The 20678-nt window shown below is 67.8% G+C and carries 22 protein-coding genes and 1 pseudogene; 3 read left to right on the forward strand and 20 right to left on the reverse strand.

Features of this window, described 5'->3' with window-relative positions; genetic code table 11:
- Positions 1-167: 167 nt before the first annotated feature.
- Entirely contained in the window at positions 168-719 is a 552-nt protein-coding gene (locus RS901_RS32595; protein ID WP_316154791.1) for a cysteine hydrolase family protein, read from the forward strand.
- A 26-nt stretch (positions 720-745) separates the two neighbouring features.
- Positions 746-1036: pseudogene (locus RS901_RS32600) on the forward strand (SAM-dependent methyltransferase); the annotation flags it as partial.
- On the opposite strand, the gene dmpG reads toward RS901_RS32600, so the two are convergent.
- The 17 genes from dmpG to RS901_RS32685 form a co-directional block, all read right to left on the reverse strand.
- Positions 982-2046 carry a 4-hydroxy-2-oxovalerate aldolase gene (gene dmpG, locus RS901_RS32605; RefSeq protein WP_316154792.1) on the reverse strand — a complete coding sequence of 355 codons (1065 nt, stop codon included), beginning with the start codon at positions 2044-2046 and terminating at the stop codon, positions 982-984. The pseudogene RS901_RS32600 and the gene dmpG overlap by 55 nt on opposite strands.
- Before the next feature lie 17 nt (positions 2047-2063).
- Complete coding sequence (locus RS901_RS32610; RefSeq protein ID WP_316154793.1) at positions 2064-3008, reverse strand: acetaldehyde dehydrogenase (acetylating); 945 nt, start codon at positions 3006-3008, stop codon at positions 2064-2066.
- 24 nt (positions 3009-3032) lie between these two features.
- Entirely contained in the window at positions 3033-3224 is a 192-nt protein-coding gene (locus tag RS901_RS32615) for a 2-hydroxymuconate tautomerase (RefSeq protein ID WP_316154794.1), read from the reverse strand.
- A 23-nt stretch (positions 3225-3247) separates the two neighbouring features.
- Entirely contained in the window at positions 3248-4036 is a 789-nt protein-coding gene (dmpH, locus tag RS901_RS32620) for a 2-oxo-3-hexenedioate decarboxylase (protein ID WP_316154795.1), read from the reverse strand.
- A gap of 36 nt (positions 4037-4072) precedes the next feature.
- Positions 4073-4855 carry a 2-oxopent-4-enoate hydratase gene (gene dmpE, locus RS901_RS32625; RefSeq protein ID WP_316154796.1) on the reverse strand — a complete coding sequence of 261 codons (783 nt, stop codon included), beginning with the start codon at positions 4853-4855 and terminating at the stop codon, positions 4073-4075.
- 9 nt (positions 4856-4864) lie between these two features.
- Positions 4865-6319, reverse strand: coding sequence for a 2-hydroxymuconic semialdehyde dehydrogenase (locus tag RS901_RS32630; protein WP_316154797.1), 1455 nt, complete (start codon positions 6317-6319; stop codon positions 4865-4867).
- Between the two features lie 101 nt (positions 6320-6420).
- A complete protein-coding gene (locus RS901_RS32635; RefSeq protein WP_316154798.1) occupies positions 6421-7356 on the reverse strand; it encodes a catechol 2,3-dioxygenase in 936 nt (311 codons plus the stop codon).
- Positions 7357-7427: 71 nt separating this feature from the next.
- Complete coding sequence (locus tag RS901_RS32640; RefSeq protein ID WP_316154799.1) at positions 7428-7751, reverse strand: 2Fe-2S iron-sulfur cluster binding domain-containing protein; 324 nt, start codon at positions 7749-7751, stop codon at positions 7428-7430.
- A gap of 11 nt (positions 7752-7762) precedes the next feature.
- Positions 7763-8830, reverse strand: coding sequence for a phenol 2-monooxygenase domain-containing protein (locus RS901_RS32645; RefSeq protein ID WP_316154800.1), 1068 nt, complete (start codon positions 8828-8830; stop codon positions 7763-7765).
- Positions 8831-8867: 37 nt separating this feature from the next.
- Complete coding sequence (locus RS901_RS32650; protein WP_316154801.1) at positions 8868-9227, reverse strand: phenol hydroxylase subunit P4; 360 nt, start codon at positions 9225-9227, stop codon at positions 8868-8870.
- Positions 9228-9258: 31 nt separating this feature from the next.
- Positions 9259-10779: an aromatic/alkene/methane monooxygenase hydroxylase/oxygenase subunit alpha gene (locus RS901_RS32655; RefSeq protein ID WP_316154802.1), complete on the reverse strand. Its 1521-nt coding sequence runs from the start codon at positions 10777-10779 to the stop codon at positions 9259-9261.
- A gap of 35 nt (positions 10780-10814) precedes the next feature.
- A complete protein-coding gene (locus RS901_RS32660; RefSeq protein ID WP_316154803.1) occupies positions 10815-11096 on the reverse strand; it encodes an MmoB/DmpM family protein in 282 nt (93 codons plus the stop codon).
- A 32-nt stretch (positions 11097-11128) separates the two neighbouring features.
- A complete protein-coding gene (locus tag RS901_RS32665; RefSeq protein WP_316154804.1) occupies positions 11129-12124 on the reverse strand; it encodes an aromatic/alkene monooxygenase hydroxylase subunit beta in 996 nt (331 codons plus the stop codon).
- A 50-nt stretch (positions 12125-12174) separates the two neighbouring features.
- Positions 12175-12399 (reverse strand): phenol hydroxylase subunit, encoded by a 225-nt coding sequence (locus RS901_RS32670; RefSeq protein ID WP_316154805.1) that lies wholly within the window; start codon positions 12397-12399, stop codon positions 12175-12177.
- Between the two features lie 596 nt (positions 12400-12995).
- On the reverse strand, positions 12996-14723 hold the full coding sequence (gene poxR, locus RS901_RS32675) for a phenol degradation transcriptional regulator PoxR (RefSeq protein ID WP_316154806.1): 1728 nt from the start codon (positions 14721-14723) through the stop codon (positions 12996-12998).
- Between the two features lie 156 nt (positions 14724-14879).
- Positions 14880-15875: a tripartite tricarboxylate transporter substrate binding protein gene (locus RS901_RS32680; RefSeq protein WP_018313548.1), complete on the reverse strand. Its 996-nt coding sequence runs from the start codon at positions 15873-15875 to the stop codon at positions 14880-14882.
- Positions 15876-15937: 62 nt separating this feature from the next.
- The gene (locus tag RS901_RS32685; RefSeq protein ID WP_316154807.1) at positions 15938-17056 is read right to left on the reverse strand and encodes a muconate/chloromuconate family cycloisomerase; all 1119 of its coding nucleotides are present in this window, start codon (positions 17054-17056) and stop codon (positions 15938-15940) included.
- Between the two features lie 112 nt (positions 17057-17168).
- Here RS901_RS32685 and RS901_RS32690 point away from each other — a divergent pair, with 112 nt between their 5' ends.
- On the forward strand, positions 17169-18059 hold the full coding sequence (locus tag RS901_RS32690) for a LysR family transcriptional regulator (RefSeq protein WP_316154808.1): 891 nt from the start codon (positions 17169-17171) through the stop codon (positions 18057-18059).
- A 6-nt stretch (positions 18060-18065) separates the two neighbouring features.
- On the opposite strand, the gene RS901_RS32695 is transcribed toward RS901_RS32690, so the two are convergent.
- Genes RS901_RS32695 through RS901_RS32705 form a run of 3 tightly spaced genes read right to left on the reverse strand, consistent with a single transcriptional unit; the run spans position 18066 to position 20598 of the window.
- Positions 18066-18824: an enoyl-CoA hydratase/isomerase family protein gene (locus RS901_RS32695; protein ID WP_316154809.1), complete on the reverse strand. Its 759-nt coding sequence runs from the start codon at positions 18822-18824 to the stop codon at positions 18066-18068.
- Positions 18825-18845: 21 nt separating this feature from the next.
- Positions 18846-19601, reverse strand: a complete 756-nt coding sequence (locus RS901_RS32700) for a glutathione S-transferase family protein (RefSeq protein WP_316154810.1) — start codon at positions 19599-19601, stop codon at positions 18846-18848.
- 16 nt (positions 19602-19617) lie between these two features.
- Positions 19618-20598 carry a quinone oxidoreductase gene (locus tag RS901_RS32705; RefSeq protein WP_316154811.1) on the reverse strand — a complete coding sequence of 327 codons (981 nt, stop codon included), beginning with the start codon at positions 20596-20598 and terminating at the stop codon, positions 19618-19620.
- Positions 20599-20678: the final 80 nt, after the last annotated feature.

The raw sequence follows: 20678 nt of genomic DNA on the forward strand, positions 1-20678 counted from the left end.
CCAGTTGTGGGGATTGGACTCAGGGTGCGCCTTGAATCACACATGCGCGACTAACGCAAGAAGCCGTGGCGCACTGGAGCTGTTCCAGCCGAACGGGACGTTCCTGGCATTGCGGGTGCAGCGTAGCGCCGGCAAGCTACAGTCGACCACCTTTACGGGAGCACAACATGAATTGCGCACTGCTCATCATCGATTTCCAGGCCGGCCTGGTCGATTCCGCACCGTTGCCAGGCGATGCCGCCACGGTTGCCAGCAACATCAACACCCTGAGCACACGGGCCCGTCAGGCAGCCATGCCGGTCATCTTCATCCAGCACGAGAATGAGGACGCCCTGCGGCAAGGTTCAACGGCGTGGCAACTGTCCGCCGGACTTCAGGTCGAACCGGGTGACTACCGGATCGGCAAGCGCACCCCCGACAGCTTTCTGCGCACTGAACTCCAGACGGTCCTTGCTGAACATGGTGTGAAGCATGTGGTCGTGTGCGGCTATGCCACCGAGTTCTGCGTTGACACCACCGTGCGCGGCGCGGCAGCGAATGGCTACGCGGTGACCATCGCCGCGGACGCGCACACGACGCACGACAAGCCACATGCCGAGGCAGCGCGCATTCGCGAGCATCACAATGCGACGTTGTCGAATATCAGGAGCTTCGGGCCGAAGATTGCCGCGGTGAGCACGGATGCGATCGATTTTCGCTCGCTGGCGCGGCCAGGTTGACGTCAAGCTGCGGACATTCCAGACCCATGACCCAGAACATCTACGAGAACCCCGATTTCTTCACCGGCTACAGCCAGCTGCAGCGCTCCCGCCAGGGGCTGGATGGGGCCCCGGAATGGCCGGCGCTGCGGGCGCAGCTGACGGCCATGGAAGGGTTGCGCGTAGTCGACCTTGGCTGCGGTTATGGCTGGTTCTGCCGCTGGGCGGCGGCCGAGGGCGCGACCGAGGTACTGGGCGTCGCCCCGACCGCGCCTGCCGACGGTCAGGCCACCGCCGCCGACGACACGCCCTGCCCCGCCTGCGCACTGCGCCGCGCCAGCAAGTCCAGCGCCACATCCACGATCATGTCTTCCTGCCCGCCCACCATGCGCCGCCGGCCCAGCTCGACCAGAATGTCGACCGTGCCCAGGCCGTAGCGCGCCGCGGCGGCCTCGGCATGGCGCAGGAAGCTGGAATAGACGCCGGCGTAGCCCAGCGCCAGGGTCTCGCGGTCGACGCGCACCGGGCGGTCCTGCAGCGGGCGCACGATGTCGTCGGCGGCATCCATCAGCGTGTAGAGGTCGCAGCCGTGCTGCCAGCCCAGGCGTTCGGCGGCGGCGACAAAGACTTCCAGCGGGGCGTTGCCGGCGCCGGCACCCATGCCGGCCAGGCTGGCGTCGACGCGGTCGCAGCCCTCTTCCACCGCGACGATGGAATTGGCCACGCCCAGGCTCAGGTTGTGATGGGCGTGCATGCCGGTCTGGGTTTCCGGCTTAAGCACGTCCTTGAAGGCGCGGAAGCGCTCACGCACGTCCTGCATTCCCAGCGCGCCGCCGGAATCGACCACATACACGCACTGGGCGCCGTAGCTTTCCATCAGCTTCGCCTGCTGCGCCAGCGCCGCGGGCGTGGTCATGTGGCTCATCATCAGGAAGCCGACGGTATCCATGCCGAGTTCGCGCGCAAACTCGATGTGCTGGCGCGAGACATCGGCTTCGGTGCAGTGCGTGGCCACGCGCACCACGCGCGCGCCGGCATCATAGGCGGCGCGCAGGTCGTGCACGGTGCCCACGCCCGGCAGCAGCAGCGTGGCCACGCGGGCATGGCGCACGGTCTCGGCCACGGCGGCGATCCATTCCAGGTCGGTATGGGCGCCAAAGCCGTAGTTGAAGCTGGAGCCCGACAGCCCGTCGCCGTGCGCGACCTCGATCGAATCCACGCGCGCGGCGTCGAGCGCGGCCGCGATGCGGCGCACGTGGTCCAGGCTGTACTGGTGGCGGATGGCGTGGCTGCCGTCGCGCAGCGTCACGTCGGAGATGTAGAGCTTCTTGGTAGGTTGTGCGGTCATCTTTGTCTCCCTGCGGCTCATGCGGACAGCCGGGTCTCGGCCAGGCGCTCGGCGCAGGCCAGCGCGGCGCTGGTCATGATGTCGAGGTTGCCGGCATAGGCCGGCAGGTAATGGGCGGCGCCCTCCACTTCCAGGAAGATCGAGGTCTTGAGCCCGCTCATCGGTCCCAGGCCGGGGATATTCAATGGCGCCGACGCAGCGATACGCTCGAACTGCACGCGCTGCTTGAGCCGGTAACCCGGTACGTAACCCTGCACTGCCTGCGCCATCGCTTCGACGCTCGCCGCAATTTCCGCTTCATCACCGTCCTCCGACAAGGTGAAGACCGTGTCGCGCATCATCAGCGGCGGTTCCGCCGGGTTGAGCACGATGATGGCCTTGCCGCGCGCGGCGCCGCCCACCGAGCACAGCGCCTGGCTGGTGGTCTCGGTGAACTCGTCGATATTGGCGCGCGTGCCGGGCCCGGCCGACCTGCTCGAGATCGACGCCACGATCTCGGCGTAGTGCACTTTGGCCACGCGCGACACCGCCGCCACCATGGGGATGGTGGCCTGGCCGCCGCAGGTGACCATATTGATGTTGGGGGCGTCCAGGTGCTGGTCCAGGTTGACCACGGGCACTACGTACGGGCCGATCGACGCCGGCGTCAGGTCGATCACGCGCACGCCGTGCTGCTGCAATACGCGGTTGTGGTGCGCATGGGCGCCCGCCGAGGTGGCATCGAAGGCGATGCGGATATCGCCGAAGCCCGGCATGCCGACCAGCCCGTCGATACCCTCGGCCGTGGTCGGCACGCCCAGGCGCGCGGCGCGGGCCAGCCCGTCCGACGCGGCATCGATGCCCACCATGGCGCCCATCTCCAGGTTCCGGCCGTGGCGCATCACCTTGATCATCAGGTCGGTGCCGATATTGCCGGACCCGATGATGGCCACCTTGTGGCGGCCGCTTGCTTTCATGTCCATGTCGTTTTCCTTTTCGCGTGGGTGTCAGCGGCCGAGTTCCCTGGCGGTCTTGCCGCCGATGCCAAACTGCGCCTTCGGCACCTCGATGATCATCACGCGCACGGTTTCCACCGGCGCGCCCACCGCTTCGACCGCGGCATCGGTGAGCGCGCGGATCAGGCGCGCCTTCTGTTCGTCGGTACGGCCTTCGATCAGGAAGACCTGCATGATTGGCATGGTGTATCTCCTTGGTGCGCGGTTCAGGTGAAGCGCATCGATACCGTGCCCAGGTGCTGGTAGCGAACGGTGATGTTGTCACCGGCCGCCACCGCGATGGCCTCGGTCGCGCCGCCTGTCATGATGAACGTGCCCGCCGGCAGCTCGCACCCGCGCGCACCCAGCATGTTGGCCAGCATGGCGACGCTGTTGGCCGGATGCCCCAGCACCGCCGCGCCGGCCGCGGTGGCCACCACCTCGCCGTTCTTCTCCAGCACCACGCCCAGGTTCCTCAGGTCCAGCCCCTCGGCGCCGCGGTGCGTGCCGCCCACGACGAAGCGCGCCGACGAGGTGTTGTCGGCAATCACGCTCTTCAGGTCGAAGCGGAAGTTCTCGTAGCGCGAGTCGATCACCTCCACCGCCGGCACCACGAAATCGGTGGCTGCCAGCACGTCGCCGATATGGCAGCCAGGCCCCCTGAGCGGGGCCTTCAGCACGAAGGCGATCTCGGCCTCCACCTTGGGGTGGATCAGCGTGCCGGTATCGATGGCGGCGCCGTCCATGCAGGCGCCATAGTCGGTGAGGAAGCCGTACACCGGGTCGCTCACGCCCATCTGGCGCATCTTGGCAAACGAAGTCAGGCCCATCTTGAGCCCGGCGATACGGGTGCCGCGCGCCTCCTTGCGCGCGCGGATGGCGTCCTGGATGGCGTAGGCGTCGTCCCAGTCCATGTCCGGGTATTCATCGGTAATCTTGCGCACCGCCTCGCGCTGCAGCTCGGCGTTCTCCAGGTGCTCGGCGAGCCGGGCAATGGTGTCTTGTGTCAGGTTCATGGCTTGTCCTGCGCTGAGTTGGAAAAGGGCGCGGGCTCAGACGAAGCGCACGCCGGCCGAGCCGATGCCGCCCAGGCTGATGCGCAGCTGGTCGCCGGCGGTTACGGGCACCATCGCGGCAAGAGAGCCGGACAGGATCACCTCGCCCCGCTTCAGGCCAATGCCCAGCCGGCCGAGCGTATTGGCCAGCCATGCCACCGCATTGACGGGATGCCCGAGCGCGGCCGCGCCGGCGCCGGTGGCGACGATCTCGCCGTTTTTCTCCAGCGTCATGCCGACCGTGCCCAGGTCCACGCTGCGCGGGTCCACCGCGGCGTCGCCCAGCACGAACACGCCTGAGGATGCGTTGTCAGCCACCGTGTCCTGGATGCGGATCTTCCAGTCGCGGATGCGCGAATCGACGATCTCGAAGCAAGGCAGCACGTAGGCGGTGGCGCGCAGCACGTCGGCATTGGTCACGCCCGGCCCTTCCAGGTCTTCCTTCAGCACGAAGGCAATCTCGCCTTCGGCCTTGGGCGCGATCAGGGTGTCGGCGGGAATCGCCGCGCCGTCGGGATAGACCATGCCGGACAACAGGTGGCCAAAGTCGGGCTGGCGCACGTCCAGCATGTCCATCACCACGCGGCTGGTCACGCCGATCTTCTTGCCGACCACGCGCTCGCCGGCGTCGAGCCGGTGCTGCACCATCGCCAGCTGGATGCGGTAGGAATCTTCGATGGTCAGCTCCGGCCAGGACTCGGTCAGCGGCGCCACCGGGCGACGGGAGGCCAGCGCATGGTGCAGGCCGGCGCCGATCTCAAGGATAAGTTCGCTATGCATGATGGGACCTCACAGGCGGACGCAGACGTTGCGCAGCTCGGTGTAGAACTCGAGCGAATGGACACCGCCCTCGCGGCCGATGCCGGACTGCCTGGCGCCGCCAAAGGCGGTGCGCAGGTCGCGCAGGAACCAGGCATTGATCCAGCAGATGCCAACGTCCAGCGCGCTGCCCATGCGGTGCGCGGTGCCGAGGTCGCCGGTCCAGACCGTGGCGGCCAGGCCGTACGGGGTGTCGTTGGCCAGCGCGGTGACTTCCTCTTCGGTGTCGAACGGGGCGATATGGCAGCAGGGCCCGAAGATCTCCTCGCGGATCACGGCGGCGCTTTCCGGCAGGCCGGTCCAGATGGTGGGCTGCACCCAGGCGCCTTCGGCCAGCGCCCCCGGCATCTGCGGCACGCCGCCCCCGGTGACCACGGTGGCGCCGGCCTCGGCAGCCTTGCGGTAGTAGGACAGCACCTTGTCGCGATGCTCGTGCGACACCAGTGGGCCCATGTTCACGCCGGGCTCGGTGGGCTGACCCAGCTTCAGGCCCTCGGCCTTCGCCTTCAGTGCGGCGACAAAGCGCTCGAAGATCGGCCGCTGCACGTAGACGCGCTCGGTGCCCAGGCACACCTGCCCGCTGTTCTCGAACGCCGAGCGGGCGATGCCGGCCACGGCCTTGTCGAAGTCCGCGTCGGCAAACACGATGCCCGCGTTCTTGCCGCCCAGTTCGAACGACACCGGCCGCACGCCGTTGGCCGCGGCCTTCATGATGGCCTCGCCGGTGCGGGTCTCGCCGGTGAAGGTGATGCCGTTGACTTGCGGGTGCGCGGTCAGGAATGCACCGGCCGAATCCGGGCCAAAGCCGTGCACCACGTTGTAGACGCCGGGCGGCACGCCGGCCTCGTTCATCACCTCGCCCAGCAGCGACGCGGTGGCGGGGGTCTCCTCCGAGGGCTTGACCACCACCGTATTGCCGCAGGCCAGCGCCGGCCCGACCTTCCACGTCATCAGCAGCAGTGGCAGGTTCCACGGGCACACCACGCCGATCACGCCGCGCGGGCTGCGCACCGCATAGTTGATGGCCTTGCCGCCATCGGGCGTGTCCATGGCAAAGCTTTCGGTCGGCACGTTGCGGATCAGGTCGGCAAAGACCTTGAAGTTGGCCGCGCCGCGCGGGATGTCGATATGGCTGGCCAGCCCGAAGGGCTTGCCGGTGTCGGCGATCTCGGCCTGCACGAATTCCTCGAAGCGGCGGTTGATGCCGTCGGCCACCGCGTGCAGCAACTCGACCCGCTGCGCCACCGTCATGCGGCCCCACGGCCCCTGCAGCGCACGGCGCGCGGCCTGCACCGCGGCGTCGACCTCGGCCTGGCCGGCCTCGTGCACGTGGCCGATCAGGCTGTTGTCGGCCGGGTTGCGGTTCTCGAAGGTCCGCGCGGTGCCGACCCACTCGCCGTTGATGAAGTTCTTGAAGTCTTTCATATTGGTTCTCTTGAATTTGAGCATCTCCACGACCGCCTGTTTGCTCCCCTCTCCCGCTTGCGGGAGAGGGGAGCAAACAGCAGGTGAATCAGAACGACGGTTCAGGTCAGCACATTCAAAAACGCTTCGTTCAGCTTCCTGTCGTGATAGAAGATCGCGCGCCCCAGCTCGTTGTCGGTCCAGGTAATGGTGGGCTTGTCCGGGTAGTGGATATAGCCGCCGGAGAACACCTCATTGCGATTGCCCGAGGGATCGAAGAAGTAGATCGTCGCGCCGCGCGTGATGCCGTGGCGGGTCGGACCGATGTCGAGCGAGACATCCTTCTTGGAGATGATGTCGGCCGCCTTCAGCACCTCGCCCCAGTTGTCGAGCAGGAACGAGGCATGGTGGAAGCGGTTCTTCTCCGGGTGCCGGATAAAGGCGATGTCGTGCGCCTTGTTCGAGCAGGTCAGGAAGGCGCCGATCAGCATCTCGCCGTCGGGGCCGGCCACGACCTGCTCGGCCAGAGAAAAGCCCAGCACGTCGCGGAACAGCCTGACCGTGCCGTCGACATCGTCGCCGTACAGCAGGCAGTGGTCGAAGCGGCTGGGCGCCATGCCGCGCAGGTCGTCCGGCCAGGGGTCGGGGTTGAGGTCGCCGGTCTTGCAGCCAAGCTTGTCCTTGTCGGCAAAGAGCTCGATCGCATGCCCTGTCGGTATGGTGAAGCGAAAGCGCACGCCGGTGTGCGGGTGCTCGCCCGCGGCGATCCACTGGCAGTCGGTGGCCAGGCCGGATTGCTCCACCTCCTGCGCCAGCCGCTCCAGCGTGTGGCCGCTGTCGACGCGGAAGCCCATGTAGTCCATGCCCGGGCTGTCGGCCTCGCGCAGCACCACGCTGTGGTGGTCGTGCTCGTCCCATGCCTTCAGGAACACCCGGCCCTGCGCATCGCGCGCGGTTTCGATCAAGCCGAGTACCTCGGTGTAGTGTTTCAGCGCCGGTTCCAGCTCCAGCACGCGCAGGGCTACGTGCCCCGGTCGCAATACGCCTGTCAATGCCATGATGGGTCTCCTGGTGTGGTGGGGTGGCGTTGTGTGGGTGCCACCTTCTTTGCTTGTGCTTCGTTTGCTTGCTACCGGCCCTGTTCGCGCCGCCGCTGCTTGTCCAGGCAGCGCTGCAGCAGGGCCACCGGCCGCAGGCGGATATCGCTGTCCGGAAAGGTCTTGCAGGCCAGCACCAGCCCGTCGCGCTGCTCCGCTTCGGACAGGCAGGCGCGGCTCATCTTGCCGGCGTGGTAGTCGCCGGCCTCGATGCGGACCTTGCACACGCCGCAGCCGCCGCCGCGGCAGCCGGCGGGGATGCCGCGCTGGCCCAGCACCTCCATGGCCCGCAGCAGGTTCTGCTCCGGCGCGCAGGGGTAGCGCAGCCCGCTGCCGGCGATCTCGACGGTATGCATGGCCGGCCTCCTCAGATCTTGAACAGCGGACTGCGCGCGCTGTTCTGCGCATCGGCCGCGGACAGGAACTTCTCGGTGTGGATATCCGCCTCGAACAGCCGGCCCTGCATCAGCGTGCGGATGCAGGCCTCGATCATCGGCGGCGGCCCGCACAGGTACGCCTTGTGGCCGCGGAAGTCGGCATTGCCGTCCTGCGCGTAGAGCTGCTGCAGCACGTCGTGCACGTAGCCGCGCGCGCCGCTCCAGCCGCTGTCGGCGGGTTCGTCCGACAGCGCGGGCACGTAGCGGAAGTTGGGGTGGGCCTGCGCCAGCGCCTGGAACTCGGCGTCGTAGTACAGCTCGCCGCGGTTGCGCGCGCCCTGCACCAGCGTGATCGGCAGGGTTTCGCCGGCGGCCAGCAGGTCCAGGATCATCGCGCGCGGGCTGGACAGGCCGGAGCCGCCCGCCAGGAACAGCATCGGCACCTGCGCCGACTTGCGCACGAAGAAGCGGCCATAGGGCGCGGAGAACGACAGTTCGTCGCCGACCGCCAGCTGGTCGTGCAGGTAGCCGGTGGCCTGCCCGTCCGGCACGCGCCGCACGTGCAGCTCGACCAGGTCGTCGCCCGGCGCGTTGGCCAGCGAGAACGCGCGCGGCTGGGCGCAGCCCGGCACGGTCAGGTTGACGTACTGACCGGCCTGGAATGCCGTGCGTCCGCCATCCTTCACACGCAGCCAGATGCCCAGGATGGTGGGCGTCAGGGCGCGCGTCTCGACAACTTCGGCGCGATAGTCGGCCAGCGGCAGGCCCAGCGCATCGGCGTCTTCCTCGATGTCGGCCTCGATCACCAGGTCCGACTGCGCGGTCGCGCAGCAGGCCAGGCACTGGCCGTTGTCGCGCTCGAAATCCATCAGCGCGAAGCTGGAGGCCTCGCCCTGCTCGACCTCGCCGTCCACCACCTGCACCTTGCAGGTGGCGCATAGGCCGTGGCAACAGGCATGAGGCAGCCACACGCCGTTGCGCAGGCAGGCGTCCAGCACGGTCTGCCCGGGAGCGATGGGGATGGTCTGCCCGATCGGTTCAATGGTCAGCGAATACATCTTGGTCTCCTTCCGGTGGTGCGTTCGACCATGCGCCTCAGCTGCGGCTGCCGCCGATGCCGTCCAGCCCCGGCGTGCGGAAGCGGATCACGTCCTTGTGGCCCAGGCCGTTCTCTTCCAGCGAGCGGTCCAGTTCCGGCTGCCAGGGCTGGCCGCCGCGCAGCCACTGCACCTGGCCCCAATCGATGCGGGCAAAGTCGGGGTGGTAGCCGTAGACGCCGGGCAGCACCTTGTCCACCACGTCGCGCAGCGGCATCGACGGCGGGAACGGGAAGCAATGCGGGGCGCAGAACAGCAGGTGGCCGTCCCAGCCGATATAGAGCAGGCGGTTGCCGTGGAACACGGCCTCGCGGTCGGCCGCCTCGAAGGCGTAGTCGCCGATGGATACGACGGGCATGGTTGTCTCCTTGTCTTTTGATGGGGCCGCCTTAAGCGGCGTCGGCGGCAGGCCCGATGCCCTTCCACTCGTTCCAGTTACGCTGGTCCTGCGAGCCCTCGAAGTCCAGGTTGTCAGCGCCCGGGTTCAGCCGGTACCACTTGAGCACGTCCTCCAGCGTGGCGCCGCCGCAGTTGCCCTGGTAGATCTGGTGCACCGGCAGCCAGGCCTGCGCGTACTTGGCGGGCTCGTCGTCGAAGATGTCTTTGCAGCCGTCCGAGCAGAAATGGAACTTCATGCCGTGATAGCTGCTTTCGCGGTAGCAGGTCTGGGTCGGGTCGTCCGGCTCCGAGAACACCATCGGGATCTGGCAGGTCTGGCACAGCATCGGCAGCGTGGCGTTGTAGAAGCGGTCGCCGGCCTGCTGGCGCTCCTGCCAGTGGTCCAGGCGCGGCTTGTAGTAGCGCTCAAAGGTCTGCGGGTACTTCTCGGCCAGCCAAGCCATCTCGTCGGCCTTGGGCACCCAGGTATGGAAGCCGGCCGCCCCCGCGTAGTTGTAGAAGGTGGCCCAGGCCTCGTGCGTGATGCGGTCCTTGGTCTTGGTGGCCACTTCGTGGTACTTGGGCATGCGCAGGCCGTAGCGCTCCAGGTCCTTGAACAGCGCCCCGCCCGCCTGCTCGAAGTACATCTCCCAGGCCTCGGCCCACGACATCACGCGCTTGGGCAGCATGTAGTCCATCATCATGCCGACCAGCGTGAGCAGGCGGAAGCCGCGCCAGAACCACTTGTCCAGCCACTTCTGCAGGATCGGGATATTGCCGGGGTCCTGCTCGCACAGGAACTTGACCACTTCCAGGCCCAGCGTCATGTGGCGCGACTCGTCGGACTGTGCGGAGAAGCCGAAGGTCACCGTGGCCATGTCGCCGTTGTAGGCGGCGCCCGACATGAACGGCATGAACAGCAGGTTGGTCAGCACATACTCGAACGAGAACGAGATCGCGGTGATGAACTCGAACGGCCCCGCGCTCATCGCGTCCTCGAAGTAGGACTTGGGCACCGACAGGTACCAGACCCGGTCGTGCATATGGCGCCATTCGCCAAAGCCGTGGAAATACTTGTTGTAGACCGACAGCGTGTGCAGCTGGGTCTGGGCGTGGCGCAGTTCGTCGACCGACTGCATCTGCGCCGCCACGCGCGCGCCGGCGCCGCGGAAATGCCGGCCCAGGTGCGCGTAGCCGCGGTGGGCGGCGTATTCCAGCGGCGTCACGCCGGTCAGGAACAGCCGCAGCGCGTTCAGGTAGCGCGGATCGGATACGTTCAGGTGGCCGTTGTTCTGCACGAACGAGTCGATGATCGCGTACAGCTTGCGCTCCTTCTCCGACTGGTATTTCCAGTAGGCATCCATGGTCATGCGGAACGGGTCTTCCCATTTGTCCCAGTCGTGGATGCGGATGCCCTCGTACTTGTCGAACGGGAAGACCTTGTCCATCGGCTCGTAGGTCGTTTCCCAGGCCAGGTCCCGCGTCATCGAGGCGTACTTCTCGCGCAGGTTGAGCTTCTTGCGTGCGTCCATGATGTCTCCGTGATGTTCTCTATGCCGCCGCGGTGTCAGGCGTTCCAGCGCAGCGTGAAGGCGTCTTCGTCTTCGTCGATGTTTCCGCACAGCGAGATCAGGTTCAGGTGGATCTCCTGCAGGTCCCAGCCGCGGCCGAGCTTGCCGGCCACCAGTTCGCGCACGATGGTCAGGTGGCCGGGGGCGTCGATCTTGACCATGGCGGGAAACTGCGACACCACCGCATGCGGGTTGGCCTCGGTGATGGCGTCGATGATGGGTCGGGTGTCGTCGTTGTTCTGCAGCGCGATGTAGACGTTGGCAGCGGTGGCTGACATGGCGTGTCTCCGTGGGGTTCGTTGTGGGCGGATCAGGCAGCCAGGCCGAGCTTGCCCAGGCGGACTTCGAACTGCTCGCGGCACAGCGCCACCATCTGCGCGCCGTCCTCGCCGGTGAGCGCATCGGCCACCGGCACCAGCGCCTGCGCCACCTCCGCGCAGGCGGCGCGCGCCCAGCCAGACAGCAGCACGCGGTTGGCGTCGGACTCGGCCGCGGCGCCCTGGATCACGGCATCGACCCAGCGTGCGTGTTCGTCGCGCCAGTCGTTCATGAATTCGGTCAGCACCGCCAGCCCGGTGCCGCAGGCGCGCGCGATCACCGCGTCGGCATGCTGGTAGACCAGCGGGTAGAGCAGCCCGTCGAGCACCAGGTTCTGGGCGACGAAGGTCTCGAACCAGTCCTCGGTGACAAAGGTGTGCTCGACAAAGCGGCGCAGCGGCTGCCACGCGGCGCTCTCCAGCCAGGCCACCCTGGCCCGCTCCAGCGCCACGCCAGTATTGCCGTCCAGCAGCATGCCGATGCGCGACAGGTATTGGGCGATACCCAGGCGATCCATCGCGCAATAGGTGCAGGCCTGCGTGATGGCCGTGCCCCAGCCATAGTCGGCGCAGTAGAAGTTATTCATGTTGGCGCCCCACTCCACATGGCGCAGCGGCAGCAGGCCGGTGGCCAGACGTTCCTGCCATTCGGCTGGCAGCGCCTGCAGCAGCCCGCGCTTCTCGACAAAGGCAAAGCTCTTCTCCGTTGCATCCTGCTGGCGCCCGCGCGCGGTAACGTAGGCGCCGTAGTAGAACTGGCGCGGGTCCTTCAGCGCGTACCAGTCCTGCATCACGATCGCCGTGCGGCGCTTGTCATACAGCTCGAAGCCGGGATCCCAGGTGGGGCGGTAGTGGAAGTTCACCTCCGACTGCACGTCGTAGGTCGCCTCCTGGTAGCGCGACGCCGGCTTGTCGCCGAAGCGGCGCGCGACATGGCCGTAGGTCTGGCGCAGCGGCTGAATCTGCTGGGTCTTGATATCGACTTGCATCGCTTGGTCTCCTGTATCCCTTCTCTCTTTGTGATGCGGTGGCTGCGGCCTCAGTCGTCGGCTTGCGGCTGCGACGCGGCTTCCAGCGGGGGCAGGAAGCGCACGCGGTTGACGCAGCAGAAGGCTTCGAACATCGGCTCCGGCATGATCAGTTCGACGTTGAGCTCGGGGTCGGCCACGCTGAAGGCGAACTGCACAAACCCTTCGGGGGTGCGGCCCTCGACCCGCACATAGCGCGGCGTGGCTTCGAACAGGGGAACCGACGGCGTGTTCATGGCGCGCTCCTTTGCGTTGGCTGGACGCAGGCCTTACTGCGAAGACCGTGCCAGCGAGCGCGAAGCGTTGTGGGACAAGGGTTGCGGGGAATTGGCGGTGGCCAGCGTGCGCGTTAACCCGGAAGGGTCCGCCCGAAACCTGTCGATGAATTGATGAAGCTGTCCGCAAGCCTTGATCAAATGATCAAAAGCCGCGCCGGGCGGGCGTTAGCGGGGAGCGAGCCGATGCGGATGGGATTGCCCTGCGGCGCAGCAGCGTGCGTGGGCAACATAGGAGAGAAGACTTAATCTGACAGGGAAAAATGGCTGACGCGGTGCAGCATCGGGCAACTTCGGGCCGATGCGCGGCCCGGAGGGGCTGCATCAAATGATCAAGTGGGGACGAAGCGAGGATTCGAGGCGCGTGGCAGACGAGATCGATGGTTGATGGCCATCGGCGCGCTCCCTCTCCCGCTTGCGGGAGAGGGTTGGGGAGAGGGCCGGCTTGTCCACGAAGTGAGGGCCTGCGGTATGCCACCGCCTGCCCTCACCCCCTGCCCCTCTCCCGCAAGCGGGGGAGGGAGCAAACCCTCAGCACTTGAGGCGAGGCAACGGCCTCAGTTACCGTTGCCGTGGCCGTTACCCCCGCGCGTGCCGCGGATCTTCCACCGATACGCCAGCTGCGGCCGCGTAATGCCCAGCAACCGCGCCGCCTGACTCATATTGCCGTCGGCCCGCTGCATCGCCGCCTCCATCAGCACGGTCTCGACGTCGCCCAGCGCCAGCTGCTGCTCTGACATCTGGTCCAGGAGCGCATGGACCGCGGCTTCGCGCAGGTCTGGCAAGGTGCCGCCCGCCCCCAGCCGCGGCGCGGTATCCACCACCGGTGCCACGGTGCCCGGCAGGAACAGGTGGTCGGCGGTGATCTGGCCGCCCTGGCTGGCCAGGATCACGCCGCGCTCGATCACATTCTCCAGTTCGCGCACATTGCCGGGCCAGTCATAGTGGCGCAGCTCGGCCAGCGCGCGGTCGGTGATGCCGACGATGCGCTTGCCGTGGCGCGCGCCGTAGCGGGCCACGAAGCGCTCGGCCAGCGGCCGGATGTCGTCCAGGCGCTCGCGCAGCGGCGGGATCGTGACCGGGTAGACATTTAGGCGGTAGTACAGGTCCTTGCGGAAAGTGCCCCGCTTCACGGCTTCGGCCAGGTCGACATTGGTGGCGGCCACCAGCCGCACGTCCACCTTGCGCGTGCCGGTGCCGCCTACGCGCTCGACCTCGCCTTCCTGCAGCACGCGCAGCAGCTTGGACTGGGCCGAGGCTGAGAGTTCGCCCAGCTCGTCCAGGAACAGGGTGCCGCCGTGCGCACGCTCGAAGCGCCCGGGGCGCGACTGGCTGGCGCCGGTGAAGGCGCCCTTTTCCACGCCGAACAGCTCGGACTCGATCAGCTCATCGGGAATCGCCGCGCAGTTCACGGCAATGAAGGGCTTGTCGGCGCGCCCGCTCACGCTGTGCAGCGCCTGCGCGAAACGCTCCTTGCCCACGCCGGTCTCGCCCAGCAGCAGCACGGTCACGTTGCTGGCCGCGGCGCGCTGCAGCAGGCTCCAGGCGGCGCGAAAGCCTGGCGAGGTGCCGACCAGGTCGGCCGGCGTGGCCGGGGTGCCCTGCAGCGCGCGCAGGTGCTCGACCTCGCTCTGCAGGGCGATGATGGTCTCGATCACGGGATCGGGCTGGTACAGCGCCAGCGCCTGTGCGCCGTCTTCCCAGGCCTCCACCGGCTTGCCGATGATGCGGCAGTGCGGGTGCCCGCAGGCGATGCACTCCACCTCGCGGTACAGGATGGTGCGCCCCATCAACGCCGAGGTATAGCCAGTGGCGTAGCCGATCTGCATCCAGCAGGCTGGCTCGTCGACGATGCCGAACAGCTGGCGGTGGACGTCGCCCTCGAAGGAGTCTTCCCACAGGAATTCGCCATCATAGATGCCGGCGGCGATGTCGATGTCGACCTTGACCGGCGTGACCCGCACCACCCCCTCGATGGTATGCAGGCAGGGCCCGATCTCCAGCTGGCCGAAGTCGCTGTGGCCGGCGCGCAGCTTGCGCGCGACCTCCGCATCGCGCATGCCCGAATGGAAGCCCATGCGGGTGAACAGGCCGCGCGCGCGCTCCATGCCCAGGGTGTCCACCAGTTCCTTGCGCAGGGCGCCCAGGGCGGCGGTATGGATCAGGATCATGCGCTGCTCGTCCAGCCAGATCGCGCCCTCCTCCATGGCAAAGCGCAGGCGGCGGGCAAGATCGGCCAGGCCATCGCGCATGGTGGCCGAGAACTTGTCGGTTGAACTGCTCATTGTCTCCCCTCAGTGCCGGCGGGTGATCCGCTCGAGTGTGCCTTTCGGCTGGCATCTTACGCACATTATGTGCCAGGGAGACGGGGGGCTGGGTAAAGACATTCCCCCGGAGCATTTCCGGGGGAGCCCCCTATGAACCGCGTTGGTCCGGGCCGCTCAATCCGCCCGGATACCCCGCTGGCGGATCAGCACACCCCACTTCTCGGTTTCCTTCGCCAGGTGCTCGCGCAGCACCGCCGGCGAACTGCCGATCGGCTCGGCGCCGATCAGCGCCAGCCGCTTCTGCACCGCAGGCTTGCGCAGCGCCTCGAGCATGGCGCGGTTGAGCGTGTCGATGACCGGCTGCGGCGTCTTCGCCGGCACGAAGGCGGCGAACCACGGCGACAGTTCATAGCCCGGCAGGCCGGCTTCGGCCACCGTCGGCACATTGGGCAGCGCGCTGGAGCGCTTGCTGGTGGTGACCGCGATCGCCGTCAGCTTGCCCGATTCGATATGCGGCCTGGCCGAGGTGATGCTGTCGAACATGTAGTCGACCTGCCCGCCCAGCAGGTCCGTCATGGCGGGGCCGCTGCCCTTGTAGGGGATATGCAGCATGTCGACGCCGGCCATCGAGGTGAACAGCTCGCCCGCCAGGTGGATCGAGGTGCCGTTGCCCGCGGAGGCATAGGTGTACTTGCCCGGCGCCGCCTTGGCGTGCGCCACCACATCCTTGACGGTGCTTTCCTGGCGCCGCGCCTTGCTGGCCACCAGCACGTTGGGCACCACCGCCAGCAGTGACACCGGCGCAAAGTCCTTGACCGGGTCGTAGCTCAGCCGGCCGTACAGCGCCGGGTTCACGGCCATGCCGTTGGCGACGATGATCAGTGTGTAGCCGTCGGCGGGCGCGCGCGCCACCAGTTCGGCGCCGATATTGCCGCCGGCGCCCGGCCGGTTCTCGACCACGATGGCCTGGCCCAGCGTGCGCGACATGTCTTCGCCCAGCGTGCGCGCGATATTGTCCATGGCACCGCCCGCCGGGAACGGCACGATCCAGCGGATCGGGTGGTCGGGATAGGCCGCGTGCGCGGCCGGTGCGGCGAACGACAGGCCGGCAGCCAGTGCCAGCGCCCCTGCGCGGCCGGTGCTTGCCAGCCGCTGGAATAACGTCTTCATTAGTCTCCTCACTTGATGCGTGCAGGCGGTGTGCCATGCGGGGGGGTGAACTGCCTGCCAGTTCAGCCGCGCCGGTAGTGCGCCAGCTTGTCTTCGTCCAGCGCCAGCCCCAGGCCGGGGCCTTCGGGCAGGTGCAGGCTGAAGTCGCGGTACTCGGGGCGCTGCTGCACGATATCGTCCTTGAGCAGCAGCGGCCCGAACAACTCGGTGCCCCAGGCCAGCTGCAGCAGCGTGCAGAAGCCATGCGCCGCGGCGATGGTGCCGACGCTGCCCTCCAGCATGGTGCCGCCGTACAGCGCGATGCCGGCGGCGTCGCCCACCGCGGCGGTGCGCAGCATGCCGAAGATGCCGCCGGCCTTGGCGATCTTCAGCGCGAACACGTCGGCGCCGCCGATGCGCGCCAGCTCCATCGCATCTTCCGGGCCGCACACCGCTTCATCGGCCATGATCGGCACCACGAAGCGCGCGGCCAGCCGGGCCAGCGCCATGCGCTGCTCACGCGGAGTGGGCTGCTCGATCAGGTCGATGCCGGCGGCTTCCAGCATGGCGATGCCGGTGGCGGCGTCGGCCTCGTTCCAGGCCTGGTTGACGTCGACGGTGACGCGCGCCCGGTCGCCCAGCTCGCGCTTGATCGCGGCCACGTGGGCCACGTCGTCGCGCACGCTGCGCCGGCCGATCTTCAGCTTGAAGGTATTGTGGCGGCGCTCGGCCAGCAGTTGCTCGGCCTCGGCGATGTCGCGGGCGGTGTCGCCGCTGGCAAGCGTCCACAGCACCGGCAGTGTCGAACGCACCGCGCCCCCCAACAGCGTGGCCAGCGGCACGCCCAGGCGCTTGCCCTGCGCATCCAGCAACGCGGTCTCCAGCGCGGACTTGGCGAAGCGGTTGCCGCGCGCGACCTTGCCCAGGCGCGCCATCGCGCCATGCACGTTGGTGGCATCCTGGCCGGCCAGCGCAGGGGCCAGGTAGGTGTCGATGGTCAGCTTGATGCCTTCCGGGCTTTCGTCGCCATAGGACAGGCCGCCGATGGTGGTGGCCTCGCCGATGCCCTCCACGCCGTCGCTGCAGCGCAGCCGCACGATCACCAGCGTCTGCTGCTGCATGGTGGCCATGGCCAGCTGGTGTGCCCGGATGGTGGGCAGGTCCACCAGGATGGCTTCCACCGAAGTGATAGTCGTGGTCATACCTTGTTGATGCAAATTGATAATTGAAGCCAAGTATGCGGCTTGACTTTGCCGGCGTCCAAGACCGATGATGTCTCAATCGATACCCTACGGGTATGGGAACAGGACACCAATGGAACTCCGGCACCTGCGTTATTTCCAGGTCGTGGCCCAGGAACTCAACGTCACCCGCGCCGCCGAGCGGCTGCATATGGCGCAGCCGCCGCTGTCGCGCCAGATCCGCCAGCTGGAAGAAGAAGTGGGCGTGGCACTGTTCGACCGCGTCGGCCGCGGGCTGCGGCTGACCGAGGCGGGCCGCTTCCTGCTGGAGCAGGCCACCCAGCTGACGCAGCGGCTGGAAGAAACCATCGAGGGCACGCGCCGCATCGGGCGGCAGGACAAGCGCTGGTTCGGCATCGGCTTCGTGCCGTCGGTGCTGTATGGCGTGCTGCCAGAACTGATCCGCGAGCTGCGCGAATCAGACCGGCACGACCAGCAGGTAGAGGTAGGACTGGCCGAGATGATCACCGTGGAGCAGATCGAGGCGCTCAAGGCCGGCCGCATCGACCTGGGCTTCGGCCGCATCGCGCTGAATGACCCCGCCATCCGCCAGCAGGTGGTGATGGCCGAGCCACTGGTGGCCGCGCTGCCCGCACGCCTGCCCGCGCCGCGCCGCAAGGCGCTGACGCCACAAGCGCTGGCGGCGCAGCCGTTCATTCTTTACCCGGCCCGGCCGCGGCCCAGCTATGCCGACCACCTGCTGTCGCTGTTCCGCGCGCAGGGCCTGCAGTTGCGTGTGGCGCAGGAGGCCAACGAACTGCAGACCGCGCTGGGGCTGGTGGCGGCTGGCATCGGCATCACGCTGGTGCCGGCGTCGATCCAGCGCCTGCATCGCGACGACGTGCGCTACTGCCCGATCGACGCGCCGGGCTTCGTGTCGCCGGTGATCATGAGCTATCGCGAAGGCGATACGTCACCGTTCCTGGCGCGGGCGGTGGAATGGGTGATGCGGCAGGCACAGTAAGCTGCATCAGGTGCCGGTGAACTGCGGCTTGCGCTTTTCCTTCCAGGCCAGCGCACCTTCGCGGATATCCTGCGACTGCGTGGCCCGGCTGATGTCGCTCGCCAGCGCCTCGGTATCCAGCGCGCCGCGCCCGATCGCGTTCAGGTGCCGCTTCATGCCCTGCACCGCCAGCGGCGCCAGCCCGGCCACCGTGTCGCTGAGCTGGTCGGCGCGCTCGCGCAGGCGCTCGGCCGGCAGCAGCTCGGTCAGGAAGCCGCGGCGGAACATCTCGTCGGCGTCGATGCGCTCCGCGGTCAGGAACAGGTGCTTGGCGTGGTTCAGGCCCAGCCTGCTGATATAGCGCTCCATGCCGCGCTGGTAGAAATGCAGCCCCAGCCGCGCCGCGGGCATGAACATGTCCACCGCGGCGGTGCCAAGCCGGAAATCGCACGCCAGCGCCAGGTCCGTGCCGCCGCCGTAGACGCCGCCGTGGATCTCGGCAATGGTCACCGCGCGGCAGTCCTCCACCGCGTTGACCAGGGTCTCGAAGCCGGCGCCGCGCTGCCCGGCCGCGAGCCTGCCGATATCGAAGCCGCTGCAGAAGTACTTGCCGGTGCCGCGCAGGCGCAGCACACGCACGTCGCTGTCGTTCACGGCATCGACATGCCGTTGCAGCTCGGCCAGGTCATCCGGCCCGAGGCGGTTGGCTACCTCCGGGCGGCGCAGCGTGATCGTGGCGACATGACCGGCAATGTCGAGCGAAGGAAGGGAACCATCAGTCTGCATCGGGAATACTCCAGGTAGGGATCATTGGGCACCGGCCTGCGGGGCGCCACGGCGCGCGAGCGCGCTGTCGAAGCGCTCCAGCCGTGCTTGCGCAAACGCGGGCCGGGCTTGCACGCGTTGCCACCAGGCTGCCACCGCCGGCGCCGCGCTGAGCACCTCGGGCGCCAGTTCGGCAATCCGCGCGATAAACGGAACGGCGGCGATATCGGCCAGCGTATAGCGCGCACCGAGCAGCCAGTCGCCATCGGCCAGCATGGCCTCCATCTTCGGCACCAGCAACAGCAGCCCGTCGAGCGCGCTGCGCTTCTCTGCATCCGTGTAGGGCTTGCGCGCAATGCGCAGCCATGCCTCGCGGCGCTCCGCGGTCGGGATGCGCGCCAGCCGCTCGGCCAACGTTGCATCGCTCCATTGCGCGGCCACTGGCTGCAGCGCGAGGCTCCAGTTCAGGATCAGCAGGTTCGGCAAGGATTTCTCATCGGTCCAGCGCACGAAGTTGCGCATCACCGCGCGCTGGTAGGGATCCGCTGGCCGCAATGGCGGCGACGGCCGGATCTCGTCGAGGTATTCGCAGATGGTGGCGCTCTCATGCAGGAAGCGGTCATCGTCCAGCGCCAGCGCCGGCACCACGCCGTTGGGGTTCATCGCCAGGAAGGCGGGCGTGTGGTGCTCCTGCGCCGCCATGTCGACCGGCACGCTGTCATAGTCGATGCCCTTCTCGGCCAGGCACAGCCGCACCCGGCGCGAGGCGCTCGACAACCAGCCATGGAAGAGTTTCACGTTGCGCTCGCCGGGTTCAAGGGATCAGCACGGCCGAGCCGGTAGTGGCCCGGCCCTCCAGGTCGCGGTGTGCGTCGCGCACGGCGGCCAGCGGGTAACGGTGGTTGACCTCCAGCCGCAGTTGCCCGGCAGCGACCGCGGCGAACAACGTGGCCGCGGCATTGGCCAGCGCCTGCGGGCTTGCGATATACGTGCGCAGCGTCGGCCGCGACACGATCAGCGAGCGCGCGTGCAGCAGCTGCAGGTCGAAGGCCTCCACGTCGCCCGACGCGGTGCCGTAGTTGATCGCCATGCCGCACGGCCGCAGGCATTGCAGCGATGGCACGAACACGTCCTTGCCGACGCCGTCGTAGACCACCGCCACGCCCTCGCCGCCGGTCAGTGCCTGCACTTCGGCCACGAAGTCCGCCTCGCGGTAATTGATGACATGGTGGCAGCCATGTGCCAGCGCCACCGCGCGCTTGGCCTCGCTGCCCACGGTGCCGATCACGGTCGCGCCGAGCGCGCGCGCCCACTGCGACAGCAGCACGCCCATGCCCCCGGCCGCGGCGTGCACCAGCACGGCGTCGCCCGGCTGCACCGCGTAGAGCCGGCGCAGCAGGTACTCGGCCGTCAGCCCGCGCAGCAGCGTGGCGCCGGCCACCTCTTCCGGGATCGCGTCCGGCAAAGGCACGACCCGGCCGGCTGGCACGTTGCGCGTCACCTGACAGGCGCCGGGATGCATACAGGCGACGCGCTGGCCAACCTCGAACCCTTCTACGCCGGGACCAACCGCGGTCACCTTGCCGGCGCCAACCGAGCCCGGCGTGACCGGGAACGGCGCCGCGGTGTGGGGGCCATGCGCGCCCTTGCGCTGGTAGATGTCCGCGAAATTCAGGCCGATGGCCGATTGCCGCAACTGCAGTTCGCCGGGACCGGGCGGCGGCACTGTGACCTGGCAGGACTCCAGCACCTCAGGTCCGCCCACCCTGTTAATACAGACAGCATCAGTCAGCATACAAACCCTCGAAACATGAGCGCCGGCCGGGCGCGGACTCGATTGGAACCGGCAGCCTGGCTGCCGATTGCCCTATTCCA

This window comes from Cupriavidus sp. BIC8F, assembly GCF_032465815.1.
GTDB lineage: Bacteria > Pseudomonadota > Gammaproteobacteria > Burkholderiales > Burkholderiaceae > Cupriavidus > Cupriavidus necator.

Coding starts and splice junctions, on each gene's coding strand:
- RS901_RS32660 (WP_316154803.1), bottom strand. CDS start 11,096: ATGTCAGCCACCGCTGCCAACGTCTACATCGCGCTGCAGAACAACGAC.
- dmpH (WP_316154795.1), bottom strand. CDS start 4,036: ATGAACCTGACACAAGACACCATTGCCCGGCTCGCCGAGCACCTGGAG.
- RS901_RS32650 (WP_316154801.1), bottom strand. CDS start 9,227: ATGCCCGTCGTATCCATCGGCGACTACGCCTTCGAGGCGGCCGACCGC.
- RS901_RS32670 (WP_316154805.1), bottom strand. CDS start 12,399: ATGAACACGCCGTCGGTTCCCCTGTTCGAAGCCACGCCGCGCTATGTG.
- RS901_RS32610 (WP_316154793.1), bottom strand. CDS start 3,008: ATGGACATGAAAGCAAGCGGCCGCCACAAGGTGGCCATCATCGGGTCC.
- RS901_RS32665 (WP_316154804.1), bottom strand. CDS start 12,124: ATGCAAGTCGATATCAAGACCCAGCAGATTCAGCCGCTGCGCCAGACC.
- RS901_RS32685 (WP_316154807.1), bottom strand. CDS start 17,056: ATGACCACGACTATCACTTCGGTGGAAGCCATCCTGGTGGACCTGCCC.
- RS901_RS32595 (WP_316154791.1), top strand. CDS start 168: ATGAATTGCGCACTGCTCATCATCGATTTCCAGGCCGGCCTGGTCGAT.
- dmpG (WP_316154792.1), bottom strand. CDS start 2,046: ATGACCGCACAACCTACCAAGAAGCTCTACATCTCCGACGTGACGCTG.
- RS901_RS32680 (WP_018313548.1), bottom strand. CDS start 15,875: ATGAAGACGTTATTCCAGCGGCTGGCAAGCACCGGCCGCGCAGGGGCG.
- poxR (WP_316154806.1), bottom strand. CDS start 14,723: ATGAGCAGTTCAACCGACAAGTTCTCGGCCACCATGCGCGATGGCCTG.
- RS901_RS32655 (WP_316154802.1), bottom strand. CDS start 10,779: ATGGACGCACGCAAGAAGCTCAACCTGCGCGAGAAGTACGCCTCGATG.
- RS901_RS32635 (WP_316154798.1), bottom strand. CDS start 7,356: ATGGCATTGACAGGCGTATTGCGACCGGGGCACGTAGCCCTGCGCGTG.
- RS901_RS32615 (WP_316154794.1), bottom strand. CDS start 3,224: ATGCCAATCATGCAGGTCTTCCTGATCGAAGGCCGTACCGACGAACAG.
- RS901_RS32630 (WP_316154797.1), bottom strand. CDS start 6,319: ATGAAAGACTTCAAGAACTTCATCAACGGCGAGTGGGTCGGCACCGCG.
- RS901_RS32705 (WP_316154811.1), bottom strand. CDS start 20,598: ATGCTGACTGATGCTGTCTGTATTAACAGGGTGGGCGGACCTGAGGTG.
- RS901_RS32640 (WP_316154799.1), bottom strand. CDS start 7,751: ATGCATACCGTCGAGATCGCCGGCAGCGGGCTGCGCTACCCCTGCGCG.
- dmpE (WP_316154796.1), bottom strand. CDS start 4,855: ATGCATAGCGAACTTATCCTTGAGATCGGCGCCGGCCTGCACCATGCG.
- RS901_RS32645 (WP_316154800.1), bottom strand. CDS start 8,830: ATGTATTCGCTGACCATTGAACCGATCGGGCAGACCATCCCCATCGCT.
- RS901_RS32695 (WP_316154809.1), bottom strand. CDS start 18,824: ATGCAGACTGATGGTTCCCTTCCTTCGCTCGACATTGCCGGTCATGTC.
- RS901_RS32690 (WP_316154808.1), top strand. CDS start 17,169: ATGGAACTCCGGCACCTGCGTTATTTCCAGGTCGTGGCCCAGGAACTC.